Genomic DNA, 22,655 nt, shown 5'->3' with positions numbered 1-22,655 from the left:
GAGACCGACATGGCACTCGATTCACACGCAGCCGATCTGATCGCCGGACTACAGGCGCAGGGGCTGAAGGCTTTCGAGCACAGCACCGTGGAGGAGGTGCGGGCGGTGGTGGCGACGTTCACCGGACTGCAGGCGCCGCCCGAACCCGTCGCCCGCGTGGTGGACGCGCACTACGAGAGCGGCGGAGCGCAGATCGCGCTGCGGGTCTACATCCCCGAGGGGCTGGCGCCGCACCCGGTGGTCCTGTACTTCCACGGCGGCGGATTCGTCGCCGGCGACCTCGACGTCGTCGACGAACCCGCACGCGCGGTCACGAACGGCACAGGCGCGATCGTCGTCGCCGCGACGTACCGCCGCGCACCGGAACACCGGTTCCCGGCCGCCGCCGACGACGCGGCGGCCGCCCTGCAGTGGGTGACGGCCAACGTCGGGACCTACGGCGGAGACCCCGGCAACGTCGTCGTCATGGGTGACAGCGCCGGCGGCAACCTGGCCGCGGTCACCACGCTGCGGGCCCGCGACGAGGGCGGACCGCGGCTGCGGGGTCAGGTGCTGATCTATCCGGTGATCGACCCGAACGCGGAGTTCCCCTCCCGGCGGGAGTTCGCCGAGGGATACGTGATCGGCGCCGGCGACCTCGACTGGTTCTGGAGCAACTACCTGCGCTCGCCCGAGGACGCGACCCATCCGTACGCCGTCCCGAGCCGCGCCGCGAGCCTCGAAGGGCTTCCGCCCGCGCTCGTGCTCACCACCGAGAACGAGGTGGCCCGCGACGAGGCCGAGGCGTACGCCGAGGCGCTGCGGCAGGCGGGCGTCGACACGGAGGCGATCCGCTTCGACGGACTCCTCCACGGCGCGTTCTGGATGTCCGGTGCCATTCCGCGCAGCAGCGAAATGCGCTCGGCCGTCGTCGAATTCGTGAAGCGGGTGACGGCCACCGCGCCCGTCCTGTGACGTAACCCGGCCGCGTCAGCCCTCGACTCGCGCCTCGAGTCGGGGGCAGATGCGCGGCCATTCCTCGTCGACCATCGAGAACAGAGCGGTGTTGCGCCACGATCCGTCGCGGCGGCGCCGGTGCTTGCGCAGGATGCCCTCGAACTCCGCACCCAGCTTGGCGATGGCGCCGCGGGAGTGGGCGTTGCGCTCGTCGGTGTGCCATTCGACGCGGACGGCGCCGAGGTCCTCGAACGCCCGCCGCAGCAACAGCAGTTTCGATTCCGGATTGATCAGCGTTCCCTGCGCGGAACGCGACAACCAGGTGTGCCCGATCGCGAGACTGCGGTTCTTCGGGTCGATCAGATACAGCGACGTCGAACCGACGACCCGCTCGGTGTGAACGTCGATCTGCGCGTACGCCAACCGGGTCGGATCCTCGTCGGCGCCGCGGACGAACGCCGCCGCGTCGTCCCGGTCGGCGATCGCGACGGACGTCCAGTGGAAGATGCGGGGGTCGTCGACCGCGTCCAGCAGTCCGTCGACGTGCTTCTCGCCCAGCGGTTCGAGGCGTACGTGCCGTCCGGTGAGAGTGGGATGCGCGAACCAGGATTCGCTCATCGCGCCGGCTCGGGAGATTTCAGCATCGGCCGCCGGCCGGACCCCGGACCGGTGCGCCCGCGGACGGGCGGATGCCGGAGAGTCGCGCGCAGGAACACGAAGAACAGCACCACCAGCAGTCCCGCCCGACCCCACACCCCGAACTTCACCAGCACCTCGAACGTCGACGCGTCCGTCTGGGCGGCCAGGGCGCCGAAGTACTTGAAGACGCCGATCCCCATCGACAGGTCGGCCACGAGGTACGCGGCGACGAGCCCCCACGGGACGCGCAGCAGCACGAAGAACGGGATCAGCCACAGCGTGTACTGCGGCGAATGCACCTTGTGCAGCAGCAGGAATCCGCACAGCATGGCGGCGCTGACGGCGATCCACGGGTACACGCCGTCGCGGTGGAACCGCGACCAGCCGAACCGCAGGGCGATCGCGAACGCGGTGCACACGAGGAGCGGGGACAGCAGGCTGACCGTCTGGTCGTACGCGGGCAGCGGGACGTCGTCGGCGACCGGTCCGAACAGCGGGCGCAGCCCCCAGTACCAGATGGAGTTGGTGGTGAGGTCGGCCTGGCGGTTCTCCTGGAACGTGAACGACGCCCGCCATCCGCGGTAGGAGATGAGGGCGAACGGCAGGTTCACCGCCACCACGGTGGTGATCGCGGCGACCGCGACCAGCACCGCGCCGCGCACGTCGTAGCGTCGTTCGGGGGTGCCGTTCCGGGTGAGGACGTACGCGATCAGCGGCAGCACGAACGCACCCGGATACAGCTTCAGGCAGAACCCGACGGCGAGGAGCACCGCCGCGAGTACCGCACGGGTGCGGAGCGGGATGCGTTCGAGTGTCATCACGAAGATCGCGGCCACCGACGTCGCGACGACCGGCAGTTCCCAGTTGTGGAACGCGTACAGCACCAGCGGCGGCGTCGCCGACCACAGCAGCGCCCACCAGCCCGCCAGCCGCCCCAGCATCCAGGCCGTGAGCAGGCCGAACGGGGCGAGGATCAGCGCCGAATGCAGCAGGAAGTCGGCGTCGGTGCGCGAACCGATGCCGCCGAGCCACATCAGCACACCACTCAGCACCGGGTATTCGACGGTGCCACCGGTGAGGACTCCGTCGGCGTTGATGCCGCCGCTGACATACGGGAAGACGTGCAGGTTGACGTCGCGGCCGAGCCACAGGAACTGGATGTCGGAGTAGCAGACCTGCGTGTCCTTGATGCGGTCGAAGATCAGGCTGCGGCCGACGCCGTCGAACGGCGCCCCCGCGCAGCGCGCCTTCTGCAGGTAGCCGGCGAGCATGGCGAGGCCCGCCAACCCGACGACGACCGCCGTGATCGGCGACCGCTGCCGAGCTCCGATATGCATGAATCCACACTAGGGCGCTCCGCGCCCCGTGCGCCTTTCCGGTAGCCGGAACTACCGAAAAGGCGCACCGTGCGGTCAGTCGCTGGTGTGCCGCAGGGCGTCGGGTTTGTGGACGGCGTCCTTCCCGCTCTTGTCGCTGACGACGCGGTACTGCGGGTCGTCCTCGGAGGCCCGCACCGTGCGGCCCGCCGCCTCGGTGTCCTCGGTGATCTTCTCCTCCACCTCGCCGGACGTCGTGGTGCCGTGTGTCTTCCACTCCACCTCGTCGCCGCGGTGGAACTTCTCGTCATCTGCCATCGTGTCGGCGTACCCATCCGTACCCCCGATCACACCGGCAGGGCTGATTTCGCTGGTCAGGGGCTCGTCGTGTACCCTGCAAAGGTTGCTGACGCAACGACCCTCCTGCCACGGACAGTCCGTGGCCGTTTTCACTAGTCCATAGGAGGTGATGAGGTCTTATGCGTCATTACGAATTGATGGTCATCCTTGACCCCAGCCTGGACGAGCGCACTGTTGCTCCTTCGCTGGATACGTTCCTCAATGTTGTTCGCCAGGACGGCGGCAAGATCGACAAGGTCGATGTCTGGGGTAAGCGTCGTCTCGCCTACGAGATCCTGAAGCACAGCGAAGGCATCTACGCGGTGATCGACATCAGCGCTACTCCCGCCACCGTCGCGGAGCTCGATCGTCAGCTCGGTCTGAACGAGTCGGTGCTGCGTACGAAGGTTCTGCGCCACAACAAGTGATTTCTGTCGGTCACCAGCCCTAGGCTCGTGCCCAACCGAACTCCACATTCTGCAGGAGGAACCATATGGCAGGCGACACCGTCATCACCGTCATCGGAAACTTGACGGCTGATCCGGAGCTTCGATTCACCCCCGCGGGTGCCGCGGTCGCGAACTTCACTGTCGCGTCCACGCCCCGCACCTTCGACCGTCAGACCAATGAATGGAAAGACGGCGAAGCACTGTTTCTGCGTTGCAACATCTGGCGCGAGGCAGCCGAGAACGTCGCGGAGAGCTTGACCCGTGGCTCGCGAGTGATCGTGAGCGGCCGGCTCAAGCAGCGCTCCTACGAAACTCGTGAAGGTGAAAAGCGCACTGTCGTCGAGCTCGAGGTCGACGAGATCGGCCCCTCGCTGAGGTACGCCACGGCCAAGGTCAACAAGGCCAACCGTGGTGGCGGCGGCGGTGGAGGCTTCGGTTCCTCCGGCGGATCGGGCGGCGGACGTCCGCAATCCAATACCGGCGGAGATGATCCGTGGGGCAGCGCGCCGCAGGCGTCCGGCTCCTTCGGAGGCTCTGGTGGTGGGAGCGACGAACCCCCGTTCTGATCCGTACCTGATCGGAACATCCAGAAAAGAGCAAACAAATGCCGAAGCCGCCCTTGCGCGACAAGGTAATGAAGAAGAAGATCTGCATCTTCTGCAAAGAGAAGAACACGCAGATCAACTACAAGGACACGACGCTGCTGCGTAAGTACGTCAGCGACCGCGGCAAGATCCGTGCGCGCCGTGTCACCGGCAACTGCGTCCAGCACCAGCGCGACGTTGCCATTGCCGTCAAGAACTCACGTGAGGTGGCGTTGCTGCCTTACGCCACCGTGGCTCGCTAAGGAAAGGGAGGAAAGACATGAAGCTCATCCTCACCGCTGACGTGGACAACCTCGGTGCGCCTGGCGACACCGTCGAGGTCAAGGACGGCTACGGCCGCAACTACCTGCTGCCCCGCGGCCTGGCCATCGTCGCCACCCGTGGCGCCGAGAAGCAGGTCGAAGGCATCCGTCGTGCGCAGGAAGCCCGCGCCGTGCGCGGTCTCGACCACGCCAAGGAGCTCAAGGCCGCCATCGAGGGCATCGAGAACATCTCGCTGACGGTCAAGACCGCCGGCGACTCGGGCAAGCTCTTCGGTTCGGTTACCGCCGCCGACGTCGCCGCTGCCATCAAGGCTGCCGGTGGACCCGTCGTCGACAAGCGCAGCCTGGAGCTGCCGAAGGCTCACATCAAGGCGACCGGCAAGCACGCCGTCGTCGTGAACCTGCACCCCGACGTGGTTGCGAAGTTCCACCTGAACGTCGTCGGCGCCTAGTCGACTCGTTCACACACAGGCCCCCCGGACGCCTCGGCGTGCGGGGGGCCTGCGCTTGTCGATCCCGGCTCTCAGCCGCCCTCTCGGGCCCGTTTTCACGGGTGTGAGGCGTGCAGAGGGGCGGCTTCCAGGTGTGTCTGGAAGTTAGCCGTCCGCGCCGGAGATCTGTGAGGTGAATCATATTGCCACGCAGGGGCGATCAACTCAACACGCCCGAGTCGTCAACGCGAAAGACACGCCGAACGGGTTTTCATCCACAGTTGTGAGAAACCAAAAAATGGCCCTGAACTGGGTATTTTGGATTGTGATATGCACTTATCCTCAGGTTATCCCCATGGGGTTAACACACGTACCCAGCGGTTTACACAATTTGTCCCCAGTTGTGTACACAGGCTGGTTTGAACACCGGGTAGCTAATCCCTAACGTCGTCCCGGCGTGTCTCGCAATCACGACGCCGGCTGCCACGAAGAGCCTGCGAAAGTTGTCGGTGGGGGCGAGTACAAAGAGTTCGTAGCACCAACACCGGGAAGCTTTTCCCGGGGCGGCGCAACAGTGATGGGGAAGGTCGGTCGAGTGGCTGTAGTAGACGATCGGGGCCATTCCGAATACCCGGGTCCGCCCGACGCGGAGCCCGGTGAAGAGTTCGGCCGGCAGCCCCCTCAGGACATGGCGGCGGAGCAGTCGGTGCTCGGCGGCATGCTCCTCAGCAAGGACGCCATCGCAGACGTACTCGAGGTGCTCCGTCCCGGCGACTTCTACCGTCCCGCGCATCAGTCGGTGTACGACGTGATCCTGGACCTCTACAGCCGCGGTGAGCCCGCTGACCCGGTGACGGTGTCCGCGGAACTCGATCGTCGCGGCGAACTCCGCCGCATCGGCGGCGCGCCGTACCTGGTGACGCTCACCCAGACGGTGCCCACCGCCGCCAACGCCGGCTACTACGCCGAGATCGTGGCGGAGAAAGCCATCCTGCGTCGCCTCGTCGACGCAGGCACCCGCATCGTCCAATACGGCTACACCGGAGCCGACGGCCAGGACGTCGCCGAGGTCGTCGACCGCGCGCAGGCGGAGATCTTCGAGGTCACCGAACGCCGCACCACCGAGGACTTCGTCCCTCTCGAGGAACTCCTGCAGCCCACGATGGACGAGATCGACTCCATCGCCAGCCGCGGCGGCATCTCCCTCGGTGTACCCACCGGCTTCGTCGAACTCGACGAAATCACCAACGGCCTCCACCCCGGCCAGATGATCATCGTCGCGGCGCGGCCCGGTGTGGGTAAGGCGCTCGCCCTCGACACTCCCCTGGCCACGCCGACCGGCTGGACCACCATGGGCGACGTCCAGGTCGGCGACCACCTCATCGACGCCGACGGCAAACCCACCCGCGTCGTCGCCGCCACCGACGTCATGGTCGGCCGGCCCTGCTACGAGGTGGAGTTCTCCGACGGCACCGTCCTCGTCGCCGACGAGCAGCATCAGTGGTTGACGGGCGTCGACGGGCGGGGCGCCGTGCGCACCACCGCTCAGATCGCCGGATCGATCGACCTCGGGCACGAGGTCGCGCACACCCGCGCACTGCAGCTGCCGACATCGACCGTGCACGTCGACCCCTACGCCCTGGGGGCCTCGCTCACCGCAGGAGGGAAGCGAATCCCGGCGGAACTGTTGCGTGGGTCGGAATCGGAGCGTCGCGAGTTGCTGGCCGGCCTGCTCGATGCGGCAGGGTCGGTCGCCGACGACGGCGCGGTGCGGTTCCAGACCGGGAATCCCCCGTTGTCGCAGGATCTCGCCGAACTCGTCGTCAGCCTGGGATACGACTGCCGTCGTGTCGACGGCGGTGTCACGTTTTACGCCGACGACGAGGTGTTCCAGCTTCATCGGAAAGCCATCCAGCACAAGGAGCTTCGCGGCGAGGTGAGTGGCTCGCGCCGCATCGTCGCGGTACGTCCGATCGACAGTGTCCCGGTGCGGTGCGTCGAGGTCGACAACGCCGACCATCTGTACCTCGCGGGTCGTTCGATGGTGCCCACCCACAACTCCACGCTCGGCATGGACTTCCTGCGTTCGTGCTCCGTGAAGCACGGCATGGCCAGCGTCATGTTCTCCCTCGAGATGAGCAAGACCGAGATCGTCATGCGTCTGCTGTCGGCGGAGGCGAAGATCAAGCTCGGCGACATGCGCTCCGGCAAGATGACCGACGACGACTGGACGAAACTCGCTCGCCGTATGAGTGAGATCAGTGAGGCGCCGCTGTTCATCGACGATTCCCCCAACCTGACCATGATGGAGATCCGCGCCAAAGCGCGGCGGCTCAAGCAGAAACACGACATCAAACTGATCGTGATCGACTACCTGCAGCTGATGAGCTCCGGTAAGAAGGTCGAATCACGACAGCAGGAAGTCTCCGAATTCTCACGTAGCCTCAAGCTCTTGGCGAAGGAACTCGAAGTTCCCGTGGTCGCGATCTGCCAGCTGAACCGTGGTCCCGAACAGCGGCAAGATAAGCGCCCGCAGGTCGCTGACCTGCGTGAATCGGGATCGCTAGAACAGGATGCCGACATGGTGATCCTGCTTTATCGCCCCGATGCGACCGAACGAGACGACCCCCGCGGCGGCGAGGCCGACCTCATTCTCGGCAAGCATCGTAACGGTCCGACCGCGACGATCACGGTGGCGCACCAGCTACACCTGTCCAAGTTCGTGGACATGGCGAGAGGTTAGGCAACCACAACCACCTGCGAGATGGCCGGCTTCTCGTCCCAACGGACGTTTCGGCGACCGGCTTGTCGGCCCGAAGAGGTGCTTCCATATGATGAGTGCGTCGGACGCGCCGGTGTCCGCGAGTCGCGAAACCGGGTCCGGTGATCCAGGTCACCGCTGGTGGAACGGTTGCGCTCGTCGGCATCCGACCCAAGCACGCCATATGAGCCGGGAAGGCAGACAAGCGCAGTGAGCACAGTGGAACTGGCCCAGTGGAACTCCGAGGAAGCTCTCGCGGAAGCGATGATTCCGATCATCGGGGGCCTGCACCGCAGACACTCGGTGACCATTCTGCTTCACAGTCGCTCGCTGGTGAACAAGTCGGTCATCAGTATCCTGCGAACCCACCGTTTCGCCCGGCAGATCAGCGGCGACGAACTGTCGGTCGAGGAGACGTTCCCCTTCCTCGAAGCGCTCACTCACCTCGACCTTCGGCCCTCGAAGATCGACCTCGGACTGCTGGTGATGGCGTACCGCGCCAACGGTGACGGAGCATCGGTCGCGGAGTTCGTTGCACGGAGCCTCGCCGACCTGGTCGGCGGCGCTCAGACGAGCCCCGCGCAGCCGCAGGACGTGGTCCTGTACGGATTCGGGCGTATCGGTCGCCTCGTCGCTCGACTGCTCATCGAGAAGGCCGGCTCGGGCAATGGGCTGAACCTGCGTGCCGTGGTGGTCCGCAAGGGTGGCAGCGACGATCTGACCAAGCGCGCATCGTTGCTGCGCCGTGACTCCGTCCACGGGCAGTTCAACGGCACGATCAAGGTCGACACCGACAACAACACGCTGATCGCCAACGGCAACGTCATCAAGTTCATTTACAGCAACGACCCGGAGAGCCTCGACTACACCGAGTACGGCATCGACAACGCCATCCTGATCGACAACACCGGAATCTGGCGCGACCGCGACGGACTGTCGAAGCACCTCCGCCCCGGTGTCGCGAAGGTGGTGCTCACCGCGCCCGGCAAGGGCGACGTCCCGAACATCGTGCACGGTGTCAATCACCGCGACCTCGACCCGAACGAGCAGATCGTGTCGTGCGCGTCCTGCACCACCAATGCAATCGTCCCGCCGCTGAAGACCATGGACGACGAATTCGGTGTGTCGCGAGGCCACGTCGAGACCGTGCACTCGTTCACCAACGACCAGAACCTCCTGGACAACTACCACAAGGCGGACCGTCGTGGTCGTTCGGCGCCGTTCAACCTCGTGCTCACCGAGACCGGCGCCGCGTCGGCCGTCGCCAAGGCGCTCCCCGAGCTGAAGGCCAAGATCACCGGCAACTCGATCCGCGTTCCCACTCCGGACGTGTCCGTCGCCATCCTCCACCTTCAGCTGAATCGTGAGACCACCAGGGAGGAAGTGCTCGAGCACCTCAGCCAGGAGTCGCTCACCGGGGCACTGAGCCGAAACCTCGACTACACCGCTGCAACCGATGCCGTGTCCAGTGACTTCATCGGTTCGCGCGCCGCGTGCATCGTCGACGCGAACGCGACGATCGTCGACGGCGACACCGCCATCCTCTATGTCTGGTATGACAACGAGTTCGGATACTCGTGCCAGGTGGTGCGCACTGTCCAGTACCTGTCCGGTGTGGAGTACCCGATCTACCCCGCGGTCGACGCCGCTGATGCGATGCCCGTGGGCTGACCGGCGACACCGTAGGCTCGCGACGCCCGGGAGAGCAGTGGCTGCTCTCCCGGGCGTCTTCGTGTATGCGGTGGGCTTCACCGCTGAAAGCTCAAAGCGGAAGCCGTAGTTCGAGCGGCCGCGCCATCCCTCGTGGGGTGGCGCCGCCGTTGTGATCGTGGCTGCGCATCTTGACCCTGTTGTCGCGGGGCGCATCGCTATTACCATCTTGGGCTTCGAATCCCGTCATCGGCGGCCCGAAGCGCTGGCACTCGAACCACCCCCCCGCATCTACGCTCAGTGGAGCGTGATCGCTTCGGTGCGTGGCCGACCTCGCGGGGTAGCGTGGAGAGTGTCGTCGGTTCTACACTCGGAGATTCCCATTTTGGCGGCAATGCTGTGTCTTACCATCTTTCGGGCCAACCATTCACGAAATATGTTGTGGACATAGGAAATTGATCGATCCATGATGTCGACCATGGACGTCCATAGCTACCACCTGCTCGCTGTTTCGGGCAACTACGGGGGATCTGTCGTTGTGATCGGTAAATCCCTGCTCCATATTCTCCAAAATATGTTGCACCGCAGCACTTTTAGATACACTCCTTCAAGTGGGGAACCAAAACAGGGGGAGTGATCATGGGTGGGGAAACGGGATCGACTGTAGACGGCGCAGTGGAAGTCAATCCGAACAGGTCGAGTCCTTCGAGGTTGGCTTCAGGCATACCTTCGTCTGCGCGTGTGTTGTGTGCTGGCACTGGTGGCCCTACCGAATTGAGCGAGATCGCGTGTTCGACTGAACCGCAATGTGTGTGGTCGCTGGGTGAAGATCTACGAATGGTCGCCAGTCCTCTGGGCAAGGTTGTTCCTGTAGGAATGGGGGACGTTTTCCGGGTGCATCTCGCGTCCGGTCGTCAGGTCGAACTGTCGCGCGATCAAGAATTCAGAACTGTGACGGGCTGGATTCCGCTGAGAGAACTGGAGATCGGTCAACGACTGGCGATACCGCGATACATCCCCGAGTCAATTCATGAAACACGACTTGCCGATGCTGAAGTCATTCTGCTGGCGCACATGATCGGGGACGGATCCTGCGTTAAGCGCCAGCCGATCCGCTACGCGTCGGTCGATGAAGAGAATCTCACGGCTGTGACAACGGCGGCCACTCACTTCGGTGTGACCGCTATTCGTGACGAGTACGCTGCAGCGCGCTGCATCACGCTGCGGTTGCCGGCGCCCTATAGGCTCGGGCACGGCAAGCGAAATCCCATTGCGGCCTGGCTCGATGAACTTGGACTGTTCGGGTTGCGCAGCTACGAGAAGTTCGTTCCCAAAGTAATATTCGATGTTGGGAACGATCAAGTTGCGCTGTTCCTGAGTCATCTGTGGGCCACGGATGGCTCGGTTCGGTGGGACGAGAAGGGAAATCAGGGTCGCGTGTATTACACGTCGACGAGCCGGCGCCTGATCGACGATGTTGCGATACTCTTGCTGCGGATCGGCGTTCACGGCCGGATCAAACGGGTCCGCAAGGAGGGCTACAGGGATTGCTGGCATCTGACCATCGCCGGCTCCCAGAATCAGACACAGTTTCTCTCCGTGGCGGGTGTGCATGGCGCGAGGGGTGAAGCTGCGCGAAGGGTGCTGGCTGAGCTTCTGTCGTTGGCTCCCAATGTGAACGTCGATACTATTCCGTTAGAGATCTGGTTCAGAGTTCGTGAGATCTTAGCGTCGAACGGCGTCTCACATCGTGCATTCGCGGCAGCGATGAATATCAAATTCTGTGGATCGACTCTATGGAAGCATGGCGTGGGCCGTTCGCGACTCGCCAAGGTCGCAGAGTTTCTCGACGACGACGGCCTCAGGGTCCTCGCCACAAGCGACGTGTTCTGGGACAGAGTCGTGGACATCGTCAGCGCAGGTACCCAGGAGGTATTCACCTGCCCTGTGCTTGGCGCAGACAACGTGGTCGTAGACGGCATCGTTGTGCGGCAAGCTCGGCAATAGGCCCACTCGACGGTCGACCGTGGCGAGCACCCGGGCTCTTCAGTTGCACGGGTGCTCTCCCCGGCGCCTCACAGGGTGAGGCGGTGGGCGGTGTTCCGAGGCCGCCCATTCGTCGAGACGTTGGTGGTAGTGCCGACGCACGTCGTCGAGTCCGTGCCCGACGTAGAGACGCATTGGCGCGTCGGATCGGCCGGCGATCGACACGATGGTCTGCGCCGCGCCTTCGAGGTTGCCGGGGGTCCAGTCGTAGAGCCCGGGTAGTTGGTCGGCGGCCGGCGCGTATGCGTCGATGGTGCGCGACGGCTGCACCGCGGATTCACCGAGCCCGGTGTGGAAGACCCCCGGCTCGACGATTGTCACCTGAAGACCGAGGTGAGAGATGTCCCGCGACAGCGCCTCGCTCAGTCCCTCGACCGCGAACTTGGACGCGACGTAGGCGTCGAGCCGCGGCACGCCGATGAGACCGCCACCGGAGGAGAAGTTGATGATGTGTCCGCTGCGGCGATGCCGCATTCCCGGCAGGAGCGCCTTGGCCACCGCGACGAGGCCGACGACGTTGGTTTCGAGCTGGGCTCGGACCTGATCGAGTGAAAGTTCTTCGAGGGTGCCTTGGACGACATTCCCGGCGACGTTGAGCAACACGTCGACCGGACCGAAATGCGATTCAATCGCCTCGACTGCGTCGCGGATCGACGTCTCGTCGGTGACGTCGAGTTGCTGGACGAGGACGTTCGACAGCTCGTGCAGGCTCGCGGGAGCTTTGGCAAGGTTGCGCATCGTCGCGGCGACGTTCCAACCGGCATCTGCGAAAGCAACGACGAGAGCTTCGCCGAATCCGGACGACGCGCCGGTGACGAGGACCGTTTTGGCCATGAACGATTCCCTTCGACGCATCAACCGTGCCCAGCGCAGGGAGCTGTGCGGCGGGTTCACCCGCGGTCGCAGGCGAACACTGCACAATTTTGCTGACCGCTGTCCGCACCTACCAGGTGCTCTCGAGAGGGGGTACCGCCAGCCCTTGGCTCAGGGGTGGTTCCGGACCTGCCGGGCGTCGGGAGTCGATCGACCGAAGAGGAAGTAGGCGAGGGGGACGGCGCCGGCCGAGTTGACGAGTGCCACCGCTGTCGCCCAACCCGACTTCGATCCCCTGATCTGGTTTGCCGGACGGTGCTTGATGTCAGCAAGTGTGGCGATCTTCAGAACGCCCTCGAAGGCAGCGCCGACGATGATCAGCCGCCGGCTGCGGTTGCCGAGTTCGCTCCATCGTCGTCTGGTGACCATGAACAAGCGTAGCTCTGGGGAATGGATCGGCGGCTCGTCCGCGTGTCGCGGCGAAGTTAAGTATCTTGAGATACCTCAGTATGTTTAACCGAAGGGACACCATGACCCGCACCATCGCAGTGGTCAACCATAAGGGCGGCTCGACCAAGACTACGAGCACGGTCAACCTCGCCCAGGCCCTCGTCGAAGCCGGTTACACCGTCCGCGTCGTCGACCTTGACCCACAATGCAACGCCACCACCTGGCTCGGCGCCACGCCCGAAGCTGTCGACAACGATGTCCTGTCGGTACTCATGCTGGTGGCGAGTATCGAGGAAGCCACCACCATCACCGCGTCCGGGATCCACCTCGTTCCTGCCACCAAGGAACTCGATTCCGTCGGGCCCTACTTCCTCAAGAAGCCCGGTGCGCACGGCATCCTGCGCAAAGCCCTCGCGGGTGCCCCCGACGTCGACTTCAACCTTATCGACTGCCCCGGAGACTTCGACCATCTGACCATCAGCGCACTCGTCGCCTGCACCGAAGTGCTCGCCGCTGTCATGACGGGCGCCATGGAACTCGAAGCGCTCATGCGGATCGAGAACTACATCACCCAGCAGGTCGAGTTGCTCAACCCCACCGCGCGGCTCAATCACATTTTGTGCGGCCGCGTCGAACTCGGCCAGGTCATCGACCAGCAGGTTCTCGCCGCGCTCCGCGAGACCTACCCCGACCAGACGATGCGCACCATCATTCCGAAGTCCGTCCGGGTCAGCGAAAGCTACAGTGCCGAAGAACCCGTCGTCAGGTGGGCACCGTCCTCCTCCGCATCACGCGCTTACCGCGACGCCGCCCAGGAACTTGTCGAAAGGATGCCCTGATGACCGCGACACGTAAGCCCGGACTTGCGAGCAACCCCCTCGAACGTCGCCAACAGGCCCGAGCAGGCGCACACCCCGACGGGACGCACTCGAGAACACGTCGAAAGGACCTCCTGGTGGGCGTGACACGTGAGCCCGGACTCGCGAGCAACCCCCTCGAACGCCGTAAGCGGCGGCTGCCGAACCTCGTCGAACAGTGCGTGGACGTCGCGCAAGTAGCCCTCGGCGAGGAAAAGATGACCACGAAACGGGTCTCCGTAGGAAAGAAGCAGGTATCGGTCTCCATCGAGACCGCCCGGGTCGAGCACGGCAAGGACGCCGTCGCCGCCATCGGCCACATCGCCGGTGCCCCCAGCAGTTGGTCCGCCCTCGTCGACGAAGCCGTCGCCCACTACCTCGCCGTTCTCGAACGCAGGTACAACAATTGCGAACCCTTCCCCCCGCGCGACGCCGACGTCGTCCGGAGCCCACGCGTCAACTAGGCCCGCCCAGGGCAGTCGCACTGGCTACAGGCAGCAGCAGAGGGAGAGGTTGCTGTTCGTGCGCGGGGTGTCGAACCCGGTCAACCGCACATACAGCAGCCACGTGGGCAGGTCACAGCTGCGCCAGCATGGGGAAGAGGGCAATCGCGGAGACGGTAATCCCGGCGGCGCCGGCAACGACGCCCAATAGGGCTCGCAACGATGCTGCCTCGTCGTCTGCATCCGCGGACCGCGACGTTGCGATGGCGCCGCAGACCACTGCGGCTAATCCCAGAATGAAGCCGAGCGCGACCACCCAGAACGTCGCAACGGACAGTGCCCCCAAGGCGATCGACACGGCAGGCAGCCGCGGACCGTGCTGGTTCCCTGTCTCGTTGGCGTCGATGGAGGAACGCATGCAGTTGTCGGCACGGGGGCTGTGGGGGACGGCGGCGGTCATGATCCTCCTTCGTACGGTTGGCGCGTCGGTTCGGCGGGCCACATAGCGGCTGAACAGGGTCCGAAGTGTGCTTGGGACGTGCCCGTGCACGAGCGGTGTGTCGAGGTCGCCTCGGTAGTCGGTGGCCGCGATTACGTCGGGGCCGGGCTTGTGACGTAGACCCCACTAACAAATTAGCACTCATGCCGTGCGAGTGCTAGGTCTTTTTCCTAACTAACCTTCCCTGCCGCCGCTGATTTGCGCGGGTGACCGCGGTGGCGACAAGGGCTACCGCGGCGGCGACGGTCGCTGCGATGGCGGCCGGCCGCGAATCGAGACCGTCGCCCGAGGTTCGCGCCACGACTATCCAGCCAAGGCCCCACACAATTGCGGCGGTGACGGTGAACCTTCCGTGACCGGCGACGGCGAGAAGGCCTGCGACCACGGCGACCAGTGCGAGGACGAGCACGGCCCAGGTGTCGGGTCCGAGTCCGAACGGATCGATGTCGGCTGCGGCCAGTGTCGCGGCGATGTTGGCGACGACGGCGACACACACCCAGCCGAGGTAGATGTACGCGGTGCCGTCGACAACGACCGCCTCGGCACGGCCTGAGGGCCTCTCCGTGGTCAGGACCCCGAAGACCACCACGAGGACGGCGAGCAGCGCGATGATGACCAGGACGCTGAGCCAGAGCTGTTCGAACTGAACGCAGGTTATCCAGACCGCGTTCAGGACCATAGCGGCGGCGTACCACCACCCGACCTGCCGTTGTCGGACATCGGCGCGGTGAGCGGGCAGTGCCTGCCAGATCGCATATGCAAGGAACCCCGCATAGATCAGTGTCCAGATCGAGAAGGCGGGCCCGCCGGGGGCTACGGCCGTGGCATCCGCGGCGAGGGCACCATCGGCGACTTGGGCGATCGGGGTTCCCACCAGGGCTCCCGAGCCGATGAAGGAGCCCACGACGGCCAACGCTGCGGAGACGATCACGAGGAGCACCCGGACGCCGTCGTGACGGGTCGGTTCGATCGGACTGTTCATGGCCACACTCTCCGATAGAAGGTCCGTTGTCGACGACAGGTCTCGGCGTCGTGAACGCCACCGTGCCGGGCCCGAGCACCCGACGAGAAATGCTGTGCGGCAGGGATTCGCGGCCGCCGCGGTGCCGGATGGGTGGCGCGGCGTTTCGTGGACCGGAGCGTTGGGCAATCCGATGCCGGACCGCGACGTCCGCGATTGCCCACCGGATTCGGCTGTTGCCATTGTGGGTAAGCCCGGAATCCACCGATTCGAGAACTCCCTGCCCAGGGTGACTGCGACCCATAAACCGAACGATGACCATACAGACTTCGCACCGACACATCACCACTGATCACGACGAGATTCGTCGTTGGGTCGAGGCGCACCACGGCGCACCGGCGCAGATGGCGAACACGGCCACTGCCGGCAGCAGGTGCTCTGCGCATCGACGTCCCCGGTCACGGCACCGCTGGGCTCGAGCACATTTCCTGGCATGAATGGTTCACCGCGTTCGACGGGCAAAGCCTGGCCCTGTGTTACCCGGGCCCGCATATTCACGGCGGACCCAGTGCATGGTTCGAACTCGTGCATCGGGATGTCGGGGACGGGGATTCTGTGCACTCTCTGCCCTAGCGAGGACGAACGCCCGGGCGGGTCGTCTGGCGGGAGTTCATCCATACACGGGCAGGTAGACGCGATATTTGGGCGACCACGGCTATTGCGGACGCCCTCGGTGGGCGAGTAGATTCAGACGTGCGGATCGAGTTGGTCATCGGCAACGATGAGAGGCTCGAGAAACAGAGATCCGGCCGAGAATGCGACAACATTCCCGGCCGAACCCCTGTCTGGGCCCTGTCCCGGGCGACCCGGTCGAACCCGACCGCAGGAGAGGGGTAGTGCTATAGATCGCCGCGATGCCGCCGCACTCGACGACCCGGTGGGCGAATCACTGCGATCTCGCCACGCACATTTTGCTCGCCGCCACGGTCGGGCTGTGACCTACCTGCCGGCCGTGGCGACTTTCTCCGCGGTCACCGCCGACCCGGCACCACAGGCGTGGGCCGATCTCGCTCAGTTGCTCGGCCCGGGAGAGTTCGCCGACATGTTCGGCTGCACGGCGACGCCGCCGCCGGACTGGGAGCCAGTGTTCACTTTGGAAGGGCGCCAGATGATCTGGGCTCGCAGCAGCGTCTCCGACCACAGTGGGGACGGAACCGGTGTGGTCGAGCTGGGTGCGGACGATGTGTCCGAGATGCGCGAGCTGGTCGCGCAGACCCGGCCGGGACCGTTCTGGCCGCGCACCCGTGAACTCGGCTGCTATCTCGGTATCCGCGAGAACGGCAGATTGGTGGCGATGGCCGGCGAACGGCTCCGACCACCGGGATGGACCGAGATCAGCGCCGTCTGCACCGCCCCCGAGGCACGCGGGCGAGGTCACGCTGCCCGTGTGGTCACTGCGCTTGTTGCGGGGATCACCGCTCGTGGCGAACGCCCCTTCCTGCACGTGGCCGAGAAGAACACCGGCGCGATCGCCCTGTACGAGCGACTCGGCTTCCAGACACGCAAGCACGTGACCTTTCGGGGCTTCCGCACGCCGTGACCACCAACCTGAAGACTCACTGAGGTCCACCCTCGGGTGGGGCGGGTACGTCCACTCGAGGGTGCCCGAACGGGCCCCTGGGGTTGGTTCACGTCTGGCTCCGGGGTTGGCAGAGTTGTACCTGTCACCGACGCACTTCCCCCACATCCCCAGGAGAAACACCAATGATCAACGCCCGCCGAACCTTCGCCGCCATCGCCTTCACCGCCTTCTCGGTCCTCGGTGCGGTCGGGGCGGCATCCATCGCTCAGGCCGAGCCGATCGGCCCGAACGGTCCCACCGGTGGTCCGTGTCCGATCGTGAACACGGACTCCCAGGGCAACGAGACGGTGACATACGGCAAGCCCGGTGACCGCAACGGCGCCCTGGTGTGCGGTGCAGACGGCGAATGGACGGTCGGCAAGACCAAGGGCAACGTCGGGCAGATCCAGACTCAGCCCGGACTCTCCCGCGGATAGCAGTTTCCCCAGTCCCCATTGGCGAGTGCCCCGCATCGATACCGATGTGGGGCACTTCCGCGTATCGCTCTGCGACGCGCTGTTGGTCGTCAGTGATGCTCGCCGGCCGGGCTTGTTTCGACGCCTGGCGGTGGGGTTTCGGCGCGCGTGAGTTCGGCTACGCGGTCGGCCAGTTCGCCGGTCAGTGTCGTGTCCGGCTCGGTGCTCGCGGCGTCCGCGAGTTGGGTCAGAATCTCGGCGGTCGCCGGGTCGGTCGTGTCGGCGGTTGCCGCATGCCCGCGTGGATGCGGCGGTCCCAATTCTTTGAGATGCTCTGCGAGCGAATCGGTGTCGAGTTGCTGGGACGCCTTCGCGTTCAGCTCGATGTTCTCGACGGTCGCGGCCCGACGAGTGGTCGCGACGGCAGCAGGAGCGACTTCTGAAGTGCGAGCATCGGCAACGCCGGGTGCAGCGTGATCGGGACGATTCCGGTGACCCAGAACGGCGCCCGCGACACCATCGAGCAGGCCGAGGCCGCCCCGATATAGACGCCGGGCCGGTGCCGCGGGTGCCAGGTGAGAGATCACTTGGTCGTCGATCAGGCGAAGGGGGTAGCGCACGACGGTGTACTGCACTCGCAGCACGGCGAGGGTGAGTGCTGTGATGTTCATGAAGCCTCCTCGGTCGTTGAGACTGAGCCGGGCGCTGCCCCGACAGCGGTCGGCGTCGCCCGCCGTCCGGGTACCCGTAACAGCGTTCGACTACCCGCGGCGCATTTCCCATGCGAATTGCCGGCCGCCGTCGCCGCGCGGCTGCGAGCGACGATCCGGTACGGCACCGTCCACCGGGCTTGCTACCTCAGAGTCGGGGGAGGGCTGCGGCGAGGAGGACGAGACCGGCTCACCGGCCGTCCGGGCGGGCAGTGCCCACTCGCACTTGCGTTACAAGCGGGCCGGCCCTTCGTAAGGGCCGAACCCATACAGACAAACTTGCGATTTCCGCAAACCAACGACTCTGCAAGTCCGATTACGCCCCTAGTCGGGCTTACGCATGGTTCGCGAGATCCGGTCCGTCGACGAAGATGTCGACTGTCAGTGGTTGCTCACCGCCGTATTTCGCGAAGTCGGACACACCGGCCTCCGTGAGGACCTCGACATCGAGGAGGGTTCTACCGTTGTCGGTGCCGGCGGGTCGGCTGAGGAGTTCGATTGCCGCGTCGGCCATGATCTCGGGTGACCGCGAGTGGTGCAGGCTTTCCCGGCCGCCGAGGAGGTTGCCGACTGCCGCGGTGGCGATCGTGGTCTGCGGCCACAGGCAGTTGCTGGAGAGGTTCGTGTTCCGGTATTCGGCTGCAATACCCAACGCTGCCAGGGTCATTCCGTACTTGGCCAGCATGTAACCCGGATGCGCACCCAGCCACTGCTCGGACAGGTTCAGGGGAGGCGACAACGTCATCACGTGCGGATTGGCGGACTTCTGAAGGTAGGGCAGGCAGGCGCGAGTCAGGGCAAAGGTGCCGCGAACGTTGACTTGCTGCATCAGATCGAATCGTTTGAGTGTGAGGTCCTCGGTCGGTGACAGGTCGAGCACGCTCGCATTGTTGATCACGATGTCGATGCCGCCGAAGCGGTCGACGGCGAGATCGACGGCCCGCGCGATGTCGTCGTCGTTGCGGACGTCTCCGACCACGGGAAGGGCGTGTCCGCCGAGTTCGGTCAACTCGCTGACCGCGGTGTGGATGGTTCCCGGTAGCCGGGGGTCGGGAGTGTCGGTCTTGGCCAGCAGGACGACGTTTCCACCGCGGCGTGCGATTGCGCGCGCAATCGCAAGACCGATGCCGCGACTTCCGCCGGACATGACGGTGGTTCTTCCTCGGAAATTGTTGGCGTCGTTCAAGGTTGATTCCTTCGTCTGTGGCGGCCGGGGGAGTGACCGAACGACTCCACGATAGGCAACTCACGAGACCGTGACGACGTCCTCGAGGAATCAAGAATGCTCACTAATTTGTACGGTGAGAACAAATAGTTCCACAAGAGGCGTGTCCAGGAAATTCGCGCGCAGATTCGCAAATTTCCAGGTAGAGCACGCCTGAGGTGATGGTTGAGGAGTTTCGTCGTCCATCGACGCCGAAGACCGATATTGTCTTCGCATGGCATCAGACGAGGAACGAGCCGCATTGCTTGTTGCCGGAATCGCGCGTTCGCTCAACGAGCGACTGGTGTCGCTGACGGCTGACATCACCAGCGTGCTCTACGCGGAGATCCCGGATCTGCGGGCGGATCGCCAGCTGTTCGATCTGCTCGGAGCAAGTGTGGAGGGCAACCTCGACACCATCTTCCATACTCTGCAGCACAACATCGCTCCCGAGGACTTGGACGCGCCCGCCGCGGCCATGGAGTACGCGAGAAGACTTGCCCAGCACGGTGTTCCCGTCAACGCGCTGGTTCGCGCATATCGCCTGGGGCAAACCAACCTACTCGGGCTGGTTTTCGACGAGTTGCGTGCTGCTTCGGTGCAGCCGGAACTCAGTGTGCCAGTGCTCGAACGCATCATCACGGTCATGTCTGTCTACATCGACCGGGTGTCACAGCAGGTGGTGGCCGTGTACGAGCGTGAAAGGGAACGGTGGCTCGCTCATCGGAGCAGTGTCCGGGCCGTGCGTGTTCAGGAGATTCTGGCGGGCAACGCACTTCCTGATGCCGGCGCCGCCCTGGGCTATGTGCTGCAGCAGAGTCACCTGGCCGCGATCTTCTGGAGTTCCGACTCCGATTCGGGCGAGATGCTGGCCCGAATCGAATCGGCGGCACACGATTTCGCGAACTATGTGGGCGGGGTGACCGAACCGCTGTTCGTGGCCGCGGATCGAGTGACCGGCTGGGTGTGGATCCCACTGGGCTCACGAGCCCATCCCGAGCGGGCTCAGGGGGAAATGTGCGATTTCCTCGAGCGGCGGCATCCCGGACTGGTCGTAGCTCTCGGTGCTGCGGCCGCGGGAATCGACGGTTTCCGGCAGTCCCACGGTCAAGCGCAACGTGCGCGAGCGGTGGCCATCGCGGCGGGGCAGAACGCGCCGGCGGTGACCGCATACGACGAACCCGGGGTATCGACGGTTGCCCTGTTGGTCGAGGACCTGGTGGCCACTCGCGCCTGGGTTCGCGGTGTTCTGCGCGGGCTCGCTGCCGACAACGAGAATTCGGCCCGGTTGCGCGAGACCGTGCGGGTCTATCTCGCCCACAACCTGAGCAACGTCGCCGCCGGAAAAGAGCTTGATCTGCACCACAACTCGGTGAAGTACCGCGTCAAACGGGCAGCCGAAGTGCGGGGCAAGGACTTCACCGGAGATCGACTGGCCGTCGAACTCGCACTGCTGGTGTGCCAATGGCTGGGACCTGCGGTCCTGACCTCGGATTAGGTCGTCGGCGTCGAGCCGACGCGGAGTCTTGACACAGCCGCAGTCACGGCGTTTGACTGGTCGGAAGCTCGTGTTATCTCGCCGGATGGTGTTCTGGGAGGTTGACGTATGCGCGGCACAGGTTTGGCGGGACATCGACGCGGAGCAACCCCCCACCGCAGGATGTTCTCGGTACTGGCACTGGTGGGCGTGTGCCTTCTCTCCCTGTCAACGGCCCGGACGGCAGACGGTCAACCCGCTGTCGGCACCGGGTTCGCGATCCCTTTCTCCGGGGACCCCGGCTACGAGAACCTGGCGCCGACGCAGGTGACGAGTCCGGATCAGCTCAACGCGCCGCTCGGTCAGCAGGTGGCGGACGAGATCGCCTATCAGATCGGGCTCGACCGGGCTGACGCATTGTCCGAACAGCAGTATCGCGACCTCATCACCGGCGGTGGAGTCGGCGGCAGCAGCGACGCCGCCTCGGTGATCGATGCGTGCGCCCGGATCCTCACCAATACGAACGGCCGCCCCCTCTATTCCGACGTCGACGGCCAAAACACACCGTCGGTTCTGGCCAGCTACGGGCTGTACGTGAACCCCAGCGGACTGCTGGAGAGTCCGGCCAACGCGGACGCGCCGACGCGGCAGGTGAACTCGTTGATCGCTCCCGGCGGTTTCGTGGGCACCTGGTTGAGGAACAACGGCGCGACCGACACCCTGATCGCTCTGTACGAGTCCGCCTACACGATACAAGCGGCCTTCGGCTTCGCGTCGCAACAGATGTCGGGCGAAGCTCAACTGGTGACCAACACCAAGGGCGGTGTGAGCGCGGAGGTCGGCATGTCGATGGCGCCGCCGCTCTGGATCGTGAACTTCGCACTGCTCTACGTACTGCAGCCTTCCCTCGCGGCCGCGATGCCCGCCTACTGGGCTCCCATTCCTCCGGCGGTTGCCGACGCCGTGCGGTCGAGCCCCACCGGCCAGGTCCCGTTCGGCGACTATGCGTCCTACTTCCAGTGAGCACTCCCTTGGAGTGCGGAGGTGACGAGGTTGCTCTTCGGGAGAGCTGTTTCGGATTCGACGGCCGCGACCCACTGAGAGGTTGTGGCGACTGCGGCGAAGTTCGAGTGCAACAGGACCATCAGTGTGGTGTGCAGTGACTCCGCGGACACCTGACCGGCCTCGTTCGCGAGGTTGATCGCGCCGGTGGCGTCGGACAGGATCTCGGCGGAGAATCCGAGGCCCTCGGCCTCGACAGCGGTGGCCAGATCACAATTGTTGGCCATGAACCCCACGATCGAGATGGTGTCGACGGTGTTCGCGCGCAACCACTCCGCGACGTCGGTGCCGGCGAATACGCTCCCGTACTGCTTGTGCACCCGCTTCCACGACGGGTCGATCGCCGTGTCGAGGTCGGGATGCAGCGACCACCCCGCCGACCCCTCCACGAAGACCGGAGCGCCGCCGGACATCCGATGCTGGACGACGACAACCGGGATGTCGGCCGCGCCGGCCACCTTGATGGCGTTCAGAATGTTGGCCAGTGATTCCTCACGCGGCGGGTAATGGATCTGCAGCGGTCCGTCGAAGTACTCCTGCTGGACGTCGACGACGACGAGGGCACGGCGTGGTGCAGTCATAGTTCACTCCCGAGGATCGAAATCGTGCGGGCCCTTCGCCGGGCCGCGCTGTCACCCCATTCTTCGGTGAGGGTGGTGGCGGTTTCGAGTGGCATGGATGCATACTTTCGATGACTTTGTGCCAAC

24 protein-coding genes and 1 pseudogene are annotated in these 22,655 nt (G+C 64.9%); 15 read left to right on the top strand and 10 right to left on the bottom strand.

Going from position 1 to position 22,655, the window contains the following annotated elements; all coding sequences use genetic code 11:
• Positions 1 to 9: 9 nt before the first annotated feature.
• Entirely contained in the window at positions 10 to 954 is a 945-nt protein-coding gene (locus I1A62_RS25565; protein WP_219460855.1) for an alpha/beta hydrolase, read from the top strand.
• Between the two features lie 15 nt (positions 955 to 969).
• On the opposite strand, the gene I1A62_RS25560 is transcribed toward I1A62_RS25565, so the two are convergent.
• The 3 genes from I1A62_RS25560 to I1A62_RS25550 all read right to left on the bottom strand — a co-directional run bounded on the left by I1A62_RS25560 (position 970) and on the right by I1A62_RS25550 (position 3,209).
• On the bottom strand, positions 970 to 1,554 hold the full coding sequence (locus tag I1A62_RS25560) for a GNAT family N-acetyltransferase (protein WP_219460852.1): 585 nt from the start codon (positions 1,552 to 1,554) through the stop codon (positions 970 to 972).
• Positions 1,551 to 2,912, bottom strand: a complete 1,362-nt coding sequence (locus tag I1A62_RS25555; RefSeq protein ID WP_219460850.1) for a glycosyltransferase family 87 protein — start codon at positions 2,910 to 2,912, stop codon at positions 1,551 to 1,553. The genes I1A62_RS25560 and I1A62_RS25555 overlap by 4 nt, the downstream gene beginning before the upstream one ends.
• A gap of 75 nt (positions 2,913 to 2,987) precedes the next feature.
• Complete coding sequence (locus I1A62_RS25550) at positions 2,988 to 3,209, bottom strand: DUF2945 domain-containing protein (protein WP_219460848.1); 222 nt, start codon at positions 3,207 to 3,209, stop codon at positions 2,988 to 2,990.
• Between the two features lie 161 nt (positions 3,210 to 3,370).
• Between I1A62_RS25550 and rpsF the strand changes: the two genes are divergently transcribed.
• The 7 genes from rpsF (at position 3,371) to I1A62_RS25515 (ending at position 11,396) form a co-directional block, all read left to right on the top strand.
• A complete protein-coding gene (gene rpsF / locus I1A62_RS25545) occupies positions 3,371 to 3,658 on the top strand; it encodes a 30S ribosomal protein S6 (protein WP_005249677.1) in 288 nt (95 codons plus the stop codon).
• 65 nt (positions 3,659 to 3,723) lie between these two features.
• Complete coding sequence (locus tag I1A62_RS25540; protein ID WP_012690423.1) at positions 3,724 to 4,245, top strand: single-stranded DNA-binding protein; 522 nt, start codon at positions 3,724 to 3,726, stop codon at positions 4,243 to 4,245.
• Between the two features lie 38 nt (positions 4,246 to 4,283).
• A complete protein-coding gene (gene rpsR, locus I1A62_RS25535; protein WP_005249686.1) occupies positions 4,284 to 4,526 on the top strand; it encodes a 30S ribosomal protein S18 in 243 nt (80 codons plus the stop codon).
• Between the two features lie 17 nt (positions 4,527 to 4,543).
• The gene (gene rplI, locus I1A62_RS25530; RefSeq protein WP_072947285.1) at positions 4,544 to 4,999 is read left to right on the top strand and encodes a 50S ribosomal protein L9; all 456 of its coding nucleotides are present in this window, start codon (positions 4,544 to 4,546) and stop codon (positions 4,997 to 4,999) included.
• Positions 5,000 to 5,573: 574 nt separating this feature from the next.
• On the top strand, positions 5,574 to 7,721 hold the full coding sequence (gene dnaB / locus I1A62_RS25525; protein WP_219460846.1) for a replicative DNA helicase: 2,148 nt from the start codon (positions 5,574 to 5,576) through the stop codon (positions 7,719 to 7,721).
• 228 nt (positions 7,722 to 7,949) lie between these two features.
• Positions 7,950 to 9,410: a glyceraldehyde-3-phosphate dehydrogenase gene (locus I1A62_RS25520; protein ID WP_160097870.1), complete on the top strand. Its 1,461-nt coding sequence runs from the start codon at positions 7,950 to 7,952 to the stop codon at positions 9,408 to 9,410.
• An 816-nt stretch (positions 9,411 to 10,226) separates the two neighbouring features.
• Positions 10,227 to 11,396: an LAGLIDADG family homing endonuclease gene (locus tag I1A62_RS25515; RefSeq protein ID WP_257890922.1), complete on the top strand. Its 1,170-nt coding sequence runs from the start codon at positions 10,227 to 10,229 to the stop codon at positions 11,394 to 11,396.
• Positions 11,397 to 11,435: 39 nt separating this feature from the next.
• On the opposite strand, the gene I1A62_RS25510 is transcribed toward I1A62_RS25515, so the two are convergent.
• Complete coding sequence (locus I1A62_RS25510; protein ID WP_219460840.1) at positions 11,436 to 12,269, bottom strand: SDR family NAD(P)-dependent oxidoreductase; 834 nt, start codon at positions 12,267 to 12,269, stop codon at positions 11,436 to 11,438.
• A gap of 150 nt (positions 12,270 to 12,419) precedes the next feature.
• A complete protein-coding gene (locus I1A62_RS25505) occupies positions 12,420 to 12,677 on the bottom strand; it encodes a hypothetical protein (RefSeq protein ID WP_219460837.1) in 258 nt (85 codons plus the stop codon).
• Between the two features lie 101 nt (positions 12,678 to 12,778).
• Here I1A62_RS25505 and I1A62_RS25500 point away from each other — a divergent pair, with 101 nt between their 5' ends.
• Together I1A62_RS25500 and I1A62_RS25495 are read left to right on the top strand one after the other, a co-directional pair.
• Positions 12,779 to 13,537 carry a ParA family protein gene (locus I1A62_RS25500; protein WP_219460836.1) on the top strand — a complete coding sequence of 253 codons (759 nt, stop codon included), beginning with the start codon at positions 12,779 to 12,781 and terminating at the stop codon, positions 13,535 to 13,537.
• Positions 13,537 to 14,019: a hypothetical protein gene (locus I1A62_RS25495; RefSeq protein WP_219460833.1), complete on the top strand. Its 483-nt coding sequence runs from the start codon at positions 13,537 to 13,539 to the stop codon at positions 14,017 to 14,019. The genes I1A62_RS25500 and I1A62_RS25495 overlap by 1 nt, the downstream gene beginning before the upstream one ends.
• A gap of 112 nt (positions 14,020 to 14,131) precedes the next feature.
• Here the strand turns inward: I1A62_RS25495 and I1A62_RS25490 are convergent, their stop codons facing one another.
• Both I1A62_RS25490 and I1A62_RS25485 read right to left on the bottom strand, forming a co-directional pair.
• Positions 14,132 to 14,458: a hypothetical protein gene (locus I1A62_RS25490; RefSeq protein ID WP_225858504.1), complete on the bottom strand. Its 327-nt coding sequence runs from the start codon at positions 14,456 to 14,458 to the stop codon at positions 14,132 to 14,134.
• Between the two features lie 196 nt (positions 14,459 to 14,654).
• Positions 14,655 to 15,479, bottom strand: a complete 825-nt coding sequence (locus I1A62_RS25485) for a TspO/MBR family protein (protein ID WP_219460831.1) — start codon at positions 15,477 to 15,479, stop codon at positions 14,655 to 14,657.
• 293 nt (positions 15,480 to 15,772) lie between these two features.
• Between I1A62_RS25485 and I1A62_RS46520 the strand changes: the two are divergent.
• The 3 genes and pseudogenes from I1A62_RS46520 to I1A62_RS25475 all read left to right on the top strand — a co-directional run bounded on the left by I1A62_RS46520 (position 15,773) and on the right by I1A62_RS25475 (position 17,516).
• Positions 15,773 to 16,091: pseudogene (locus I1A62_RS46520) on the top strand (hypothetical protein).
• 361 nt (positions 16,092 to 16,452) lie between these two features.
• Positions 16,453 to 17,058, top strand: a complete 606-nt coding sequence (locus tag I1A62_RS25480; RefSeq protein WP_225858505.1) for a GNAT family N-acetyltransferase — start codon at positions 16,453 to 16,455, stop codon at positions 17,056 to 17,058.
• 164 nt (positions 17,059 to 17,222) lie between these two features.
• Positions 17,223 to 17,516, top strand: a complete 294-nt coding sequence (locus tag I1A62_RS25475) for a hypothetical protein (protein ID WP_124395977.1) — start codon at positions 17,223 to 17,225, stop codon at positions 17,514 to 17,516.
• Positions 17,517 to 17,605: 89 nt separating this feature from the next.
• On the opposite strand, the gene I1A62_RS25470 is transcribed toward I1A62_RS25475, so the two are convergent.
• Both I1A62_RS25470 and I1A62_RS25465 read right to left on the bottom strand, forming a co-directional pair.
• Positions 17,606 to 18,166 (bottom strand): hypothetical protein, encoded by a 561-nt coding sequence (locus I1A62_RS25470; RefSeq protein WP_219460828.1) that lies wholly within the window; start codon positions 18,164 to 18,166, stop codon positions 17,606 to 17,608.
• A 373-nt stretch (positions 18,167 to 18,539) separates the two neighbouring features.
• Positions 18,540 to 19,391 carry an NAD(P)-dependent oxidoreductase gene (locus I1A62_RS25465; protein WP_219460825.1) on the bottom strand — a complete coding sequence of 284 codons (852 nt, stop codon included), beginning with the start codon at positions 19,389 to 19,391 and terminating at the stop codon, positions 18,540 to 18,542.
• A gap of 253 nt (positions 19,392 to 19,644) precedes the next feature.
• Between I1A62_RS25465 and I1A62_RS25460 the strand changes: the two genes are divergently transcribed.
• Both I1A62_RS25460 and I1A62_RS25455 read left to right on the top strand, forming a co-directional pair.
• Positions 19,645 to 20,907, top strand: coding sequence for a CdaR family transcriptional regulator (locus I1A62_RS25460; protein WP_124395980.1), 1,263 nt, complete (start codon positions 19,645 to 19,647; stop codon positions 20,905 to 20,907).
• Positions 20,908 to 21,015: 108 nt separating this feature from the next.
• Positions 21,016 to 21,909: a hypothetical protein gene (locus tag I1A62_RS25455; protein WP_124395981.1), complete on the top strand. Its 894-nt coding sequence runs from the start codon at positions 21,016 to 21,018 to the stop codon at positions 21,907 to 21,909.
• Here I1A62_RS25455 and I1A62_RS25450 read toward each other — a convergent pair.
• Positions 21,897 to 22,529, bottom strand: a complete 633-nt coding sequence (locus I1A62_RS25450; RefSeq protein ID WP_219460824.1) for an isochorismatase family protein — start codon at positions 22,527 to 22,529, stop codon at positions 21,897 to 21,899. The genes I1A62_RS25455 and I1A62_RS25450 overlap by 13 nt on opposite strands.
• Positions 22,530 to 22,655 lie beyond the last annotated feature (126 nt).

Source organism: Rhodococcus sp. USK10 (assembly GCF_019378875.1).
GTDB classification, from domain to species: Bacteria; Actinomycetota; Actinomycetes; order Mycobacteriales; family Mycobacteriaceae; genus Rhodococcus_F; species Rhodococcus_F pseudokoreensis.
Note: the sequence above shows the minus strand (reverse complement) of the source record. Positions and strands in the feature narration are given on the sequence as shown.

Coding starts and splice junctions, on each gene's coding strand:
- I1A62_RS25455 (WP_124395981.1), top strand. CDS start 21,016: ATGCGCGGCACAGGTTTGGCGGGACATCGACGCGGAGCAACCCCCCAC.
- rpsF (WP_005249677.1), top strand. CDS start 3,371: ATGCGTCATTACGAATTGATGGTCATCCTTGACCCCAGCCTGGACGAG.
- I1A62_RS25475 (WP_124395977.1), top strand. CDS start 17,223: ATGATCAACGCCCGCCGAACCTTCGCCGCCATCGCCTTCACCGCCTTC.
- I1A62_RS25550 (WP_219460848.1), bottom strand. CDS start 3,209: ATGGCAGATGACGAGAAGTTCCACCGCGGCGACGAGGTGGAGTGGAAG.
- I1A62_RS25540 (WP_012690423.1), top strand. CDS start 3,724: ATGGCAGGCGACACCGTCATCACCGTCATCGGAAACTTGACGGCTGAT.
- I1A62_RS25510 (WP_219460840.1), bottom strand. CDS start 12,269: ATGGCCAAAACGGTCCTCGTCACCGGCGCGTCGTCCGGATTCGGCGAA.
- I1A62_RS25460 (WP_124395980.1), top strand. CDS start 19,645: ATGGCATCAGACGAGGAACGAGCCGCATTGCTTGTTGCCGGAATCGCG.
- I1A62_RS25555 (WP_219460850.1), bottom strand. CDS start 2,912: ATGCATATCGGAGCTCGGCAGCGGTCGCCGATCACGGCGGTCGTCGTC.
- rplI (WP_072947285.1), top strand. CDS start 4,544: ATGAAGCTCATCCTCACCGCTGACGTGGACAACCTCGGTGCGCCTGGC.
- I1A62_RS25500 (WP_219460836.1), top strand. CDS start 12,779: ATGACCCGCACCATCGCAGTGGTCAACCATAAGGGCGGCTCGACCAAG.
- I1A62_RS25505 (WP_219460837.1), bottom strand. CDS start 12,677: ATGGTCACCAGACGACGATGGAGCGAACTCGGCAACCGCAGCCGGCGG.
- I1A62_RS25515 (WP_257890922.1), top strand. CDS start 10,227: ATGGTCGCCAGTCCTCTGGGCAAGGTTGTTCCTGTAGGAATGGGGGAC.
- rpsR (WP_005249686.1), top strand. CDS start 4,284: ATGCCGAAGCCGCCCTTGCGCGACAAGGTAATGAAGAAGAAGATCTGC.
- I1A62_RS25490 (WP_225858504.1), bottom strand. CDS start 14,458: ATGACCGCCGCCGTCCCCCACAGCCCCCGTGCCGACAACTGCATGCGT.
- I1A62_RS25560 (WP_219460852.1), bottom strand. CDS start 1,554: ATGAGCGAATCCTGGTTCGCGCATCCCACTCTCACCGGACGGCACGTA.
- I1A62_RS25495 (WP_219460833.1), top strand. CDS start 13,537: ATGACCGCGACACGTAAGCCCGGACTTGCGAGCAACCCCCTCGAACGT.
- I1A62_RS25450 (WP_219460824.1), bottom strand. CDS start 22,529: ATGACTGCACCACGCCGTGCCCTCGTCGTCGTCGACGTCCAGCAGGAG.
- I1A62_RS25565 (WP_219460855.1), top strand. CDS start 10: ATGGCACTCGATTCACACGCAGCCGATCTGATCGCCGGACTACAGGCG.
- I1A62_RS25485 (WP_219460831.1), bottom strand. CDS start 15,479: ATGAACAGTCCGATCGAACCGACCCGTCACGACGGCGTCCGGGTGCTC.
- I1A62_RS25470 (WP_219460828.1), bottom strand. CDS start 18,166: ATGAACATCACAGCACTCACCCTCGCCGTGCTGCGAGTGCAGTACACC.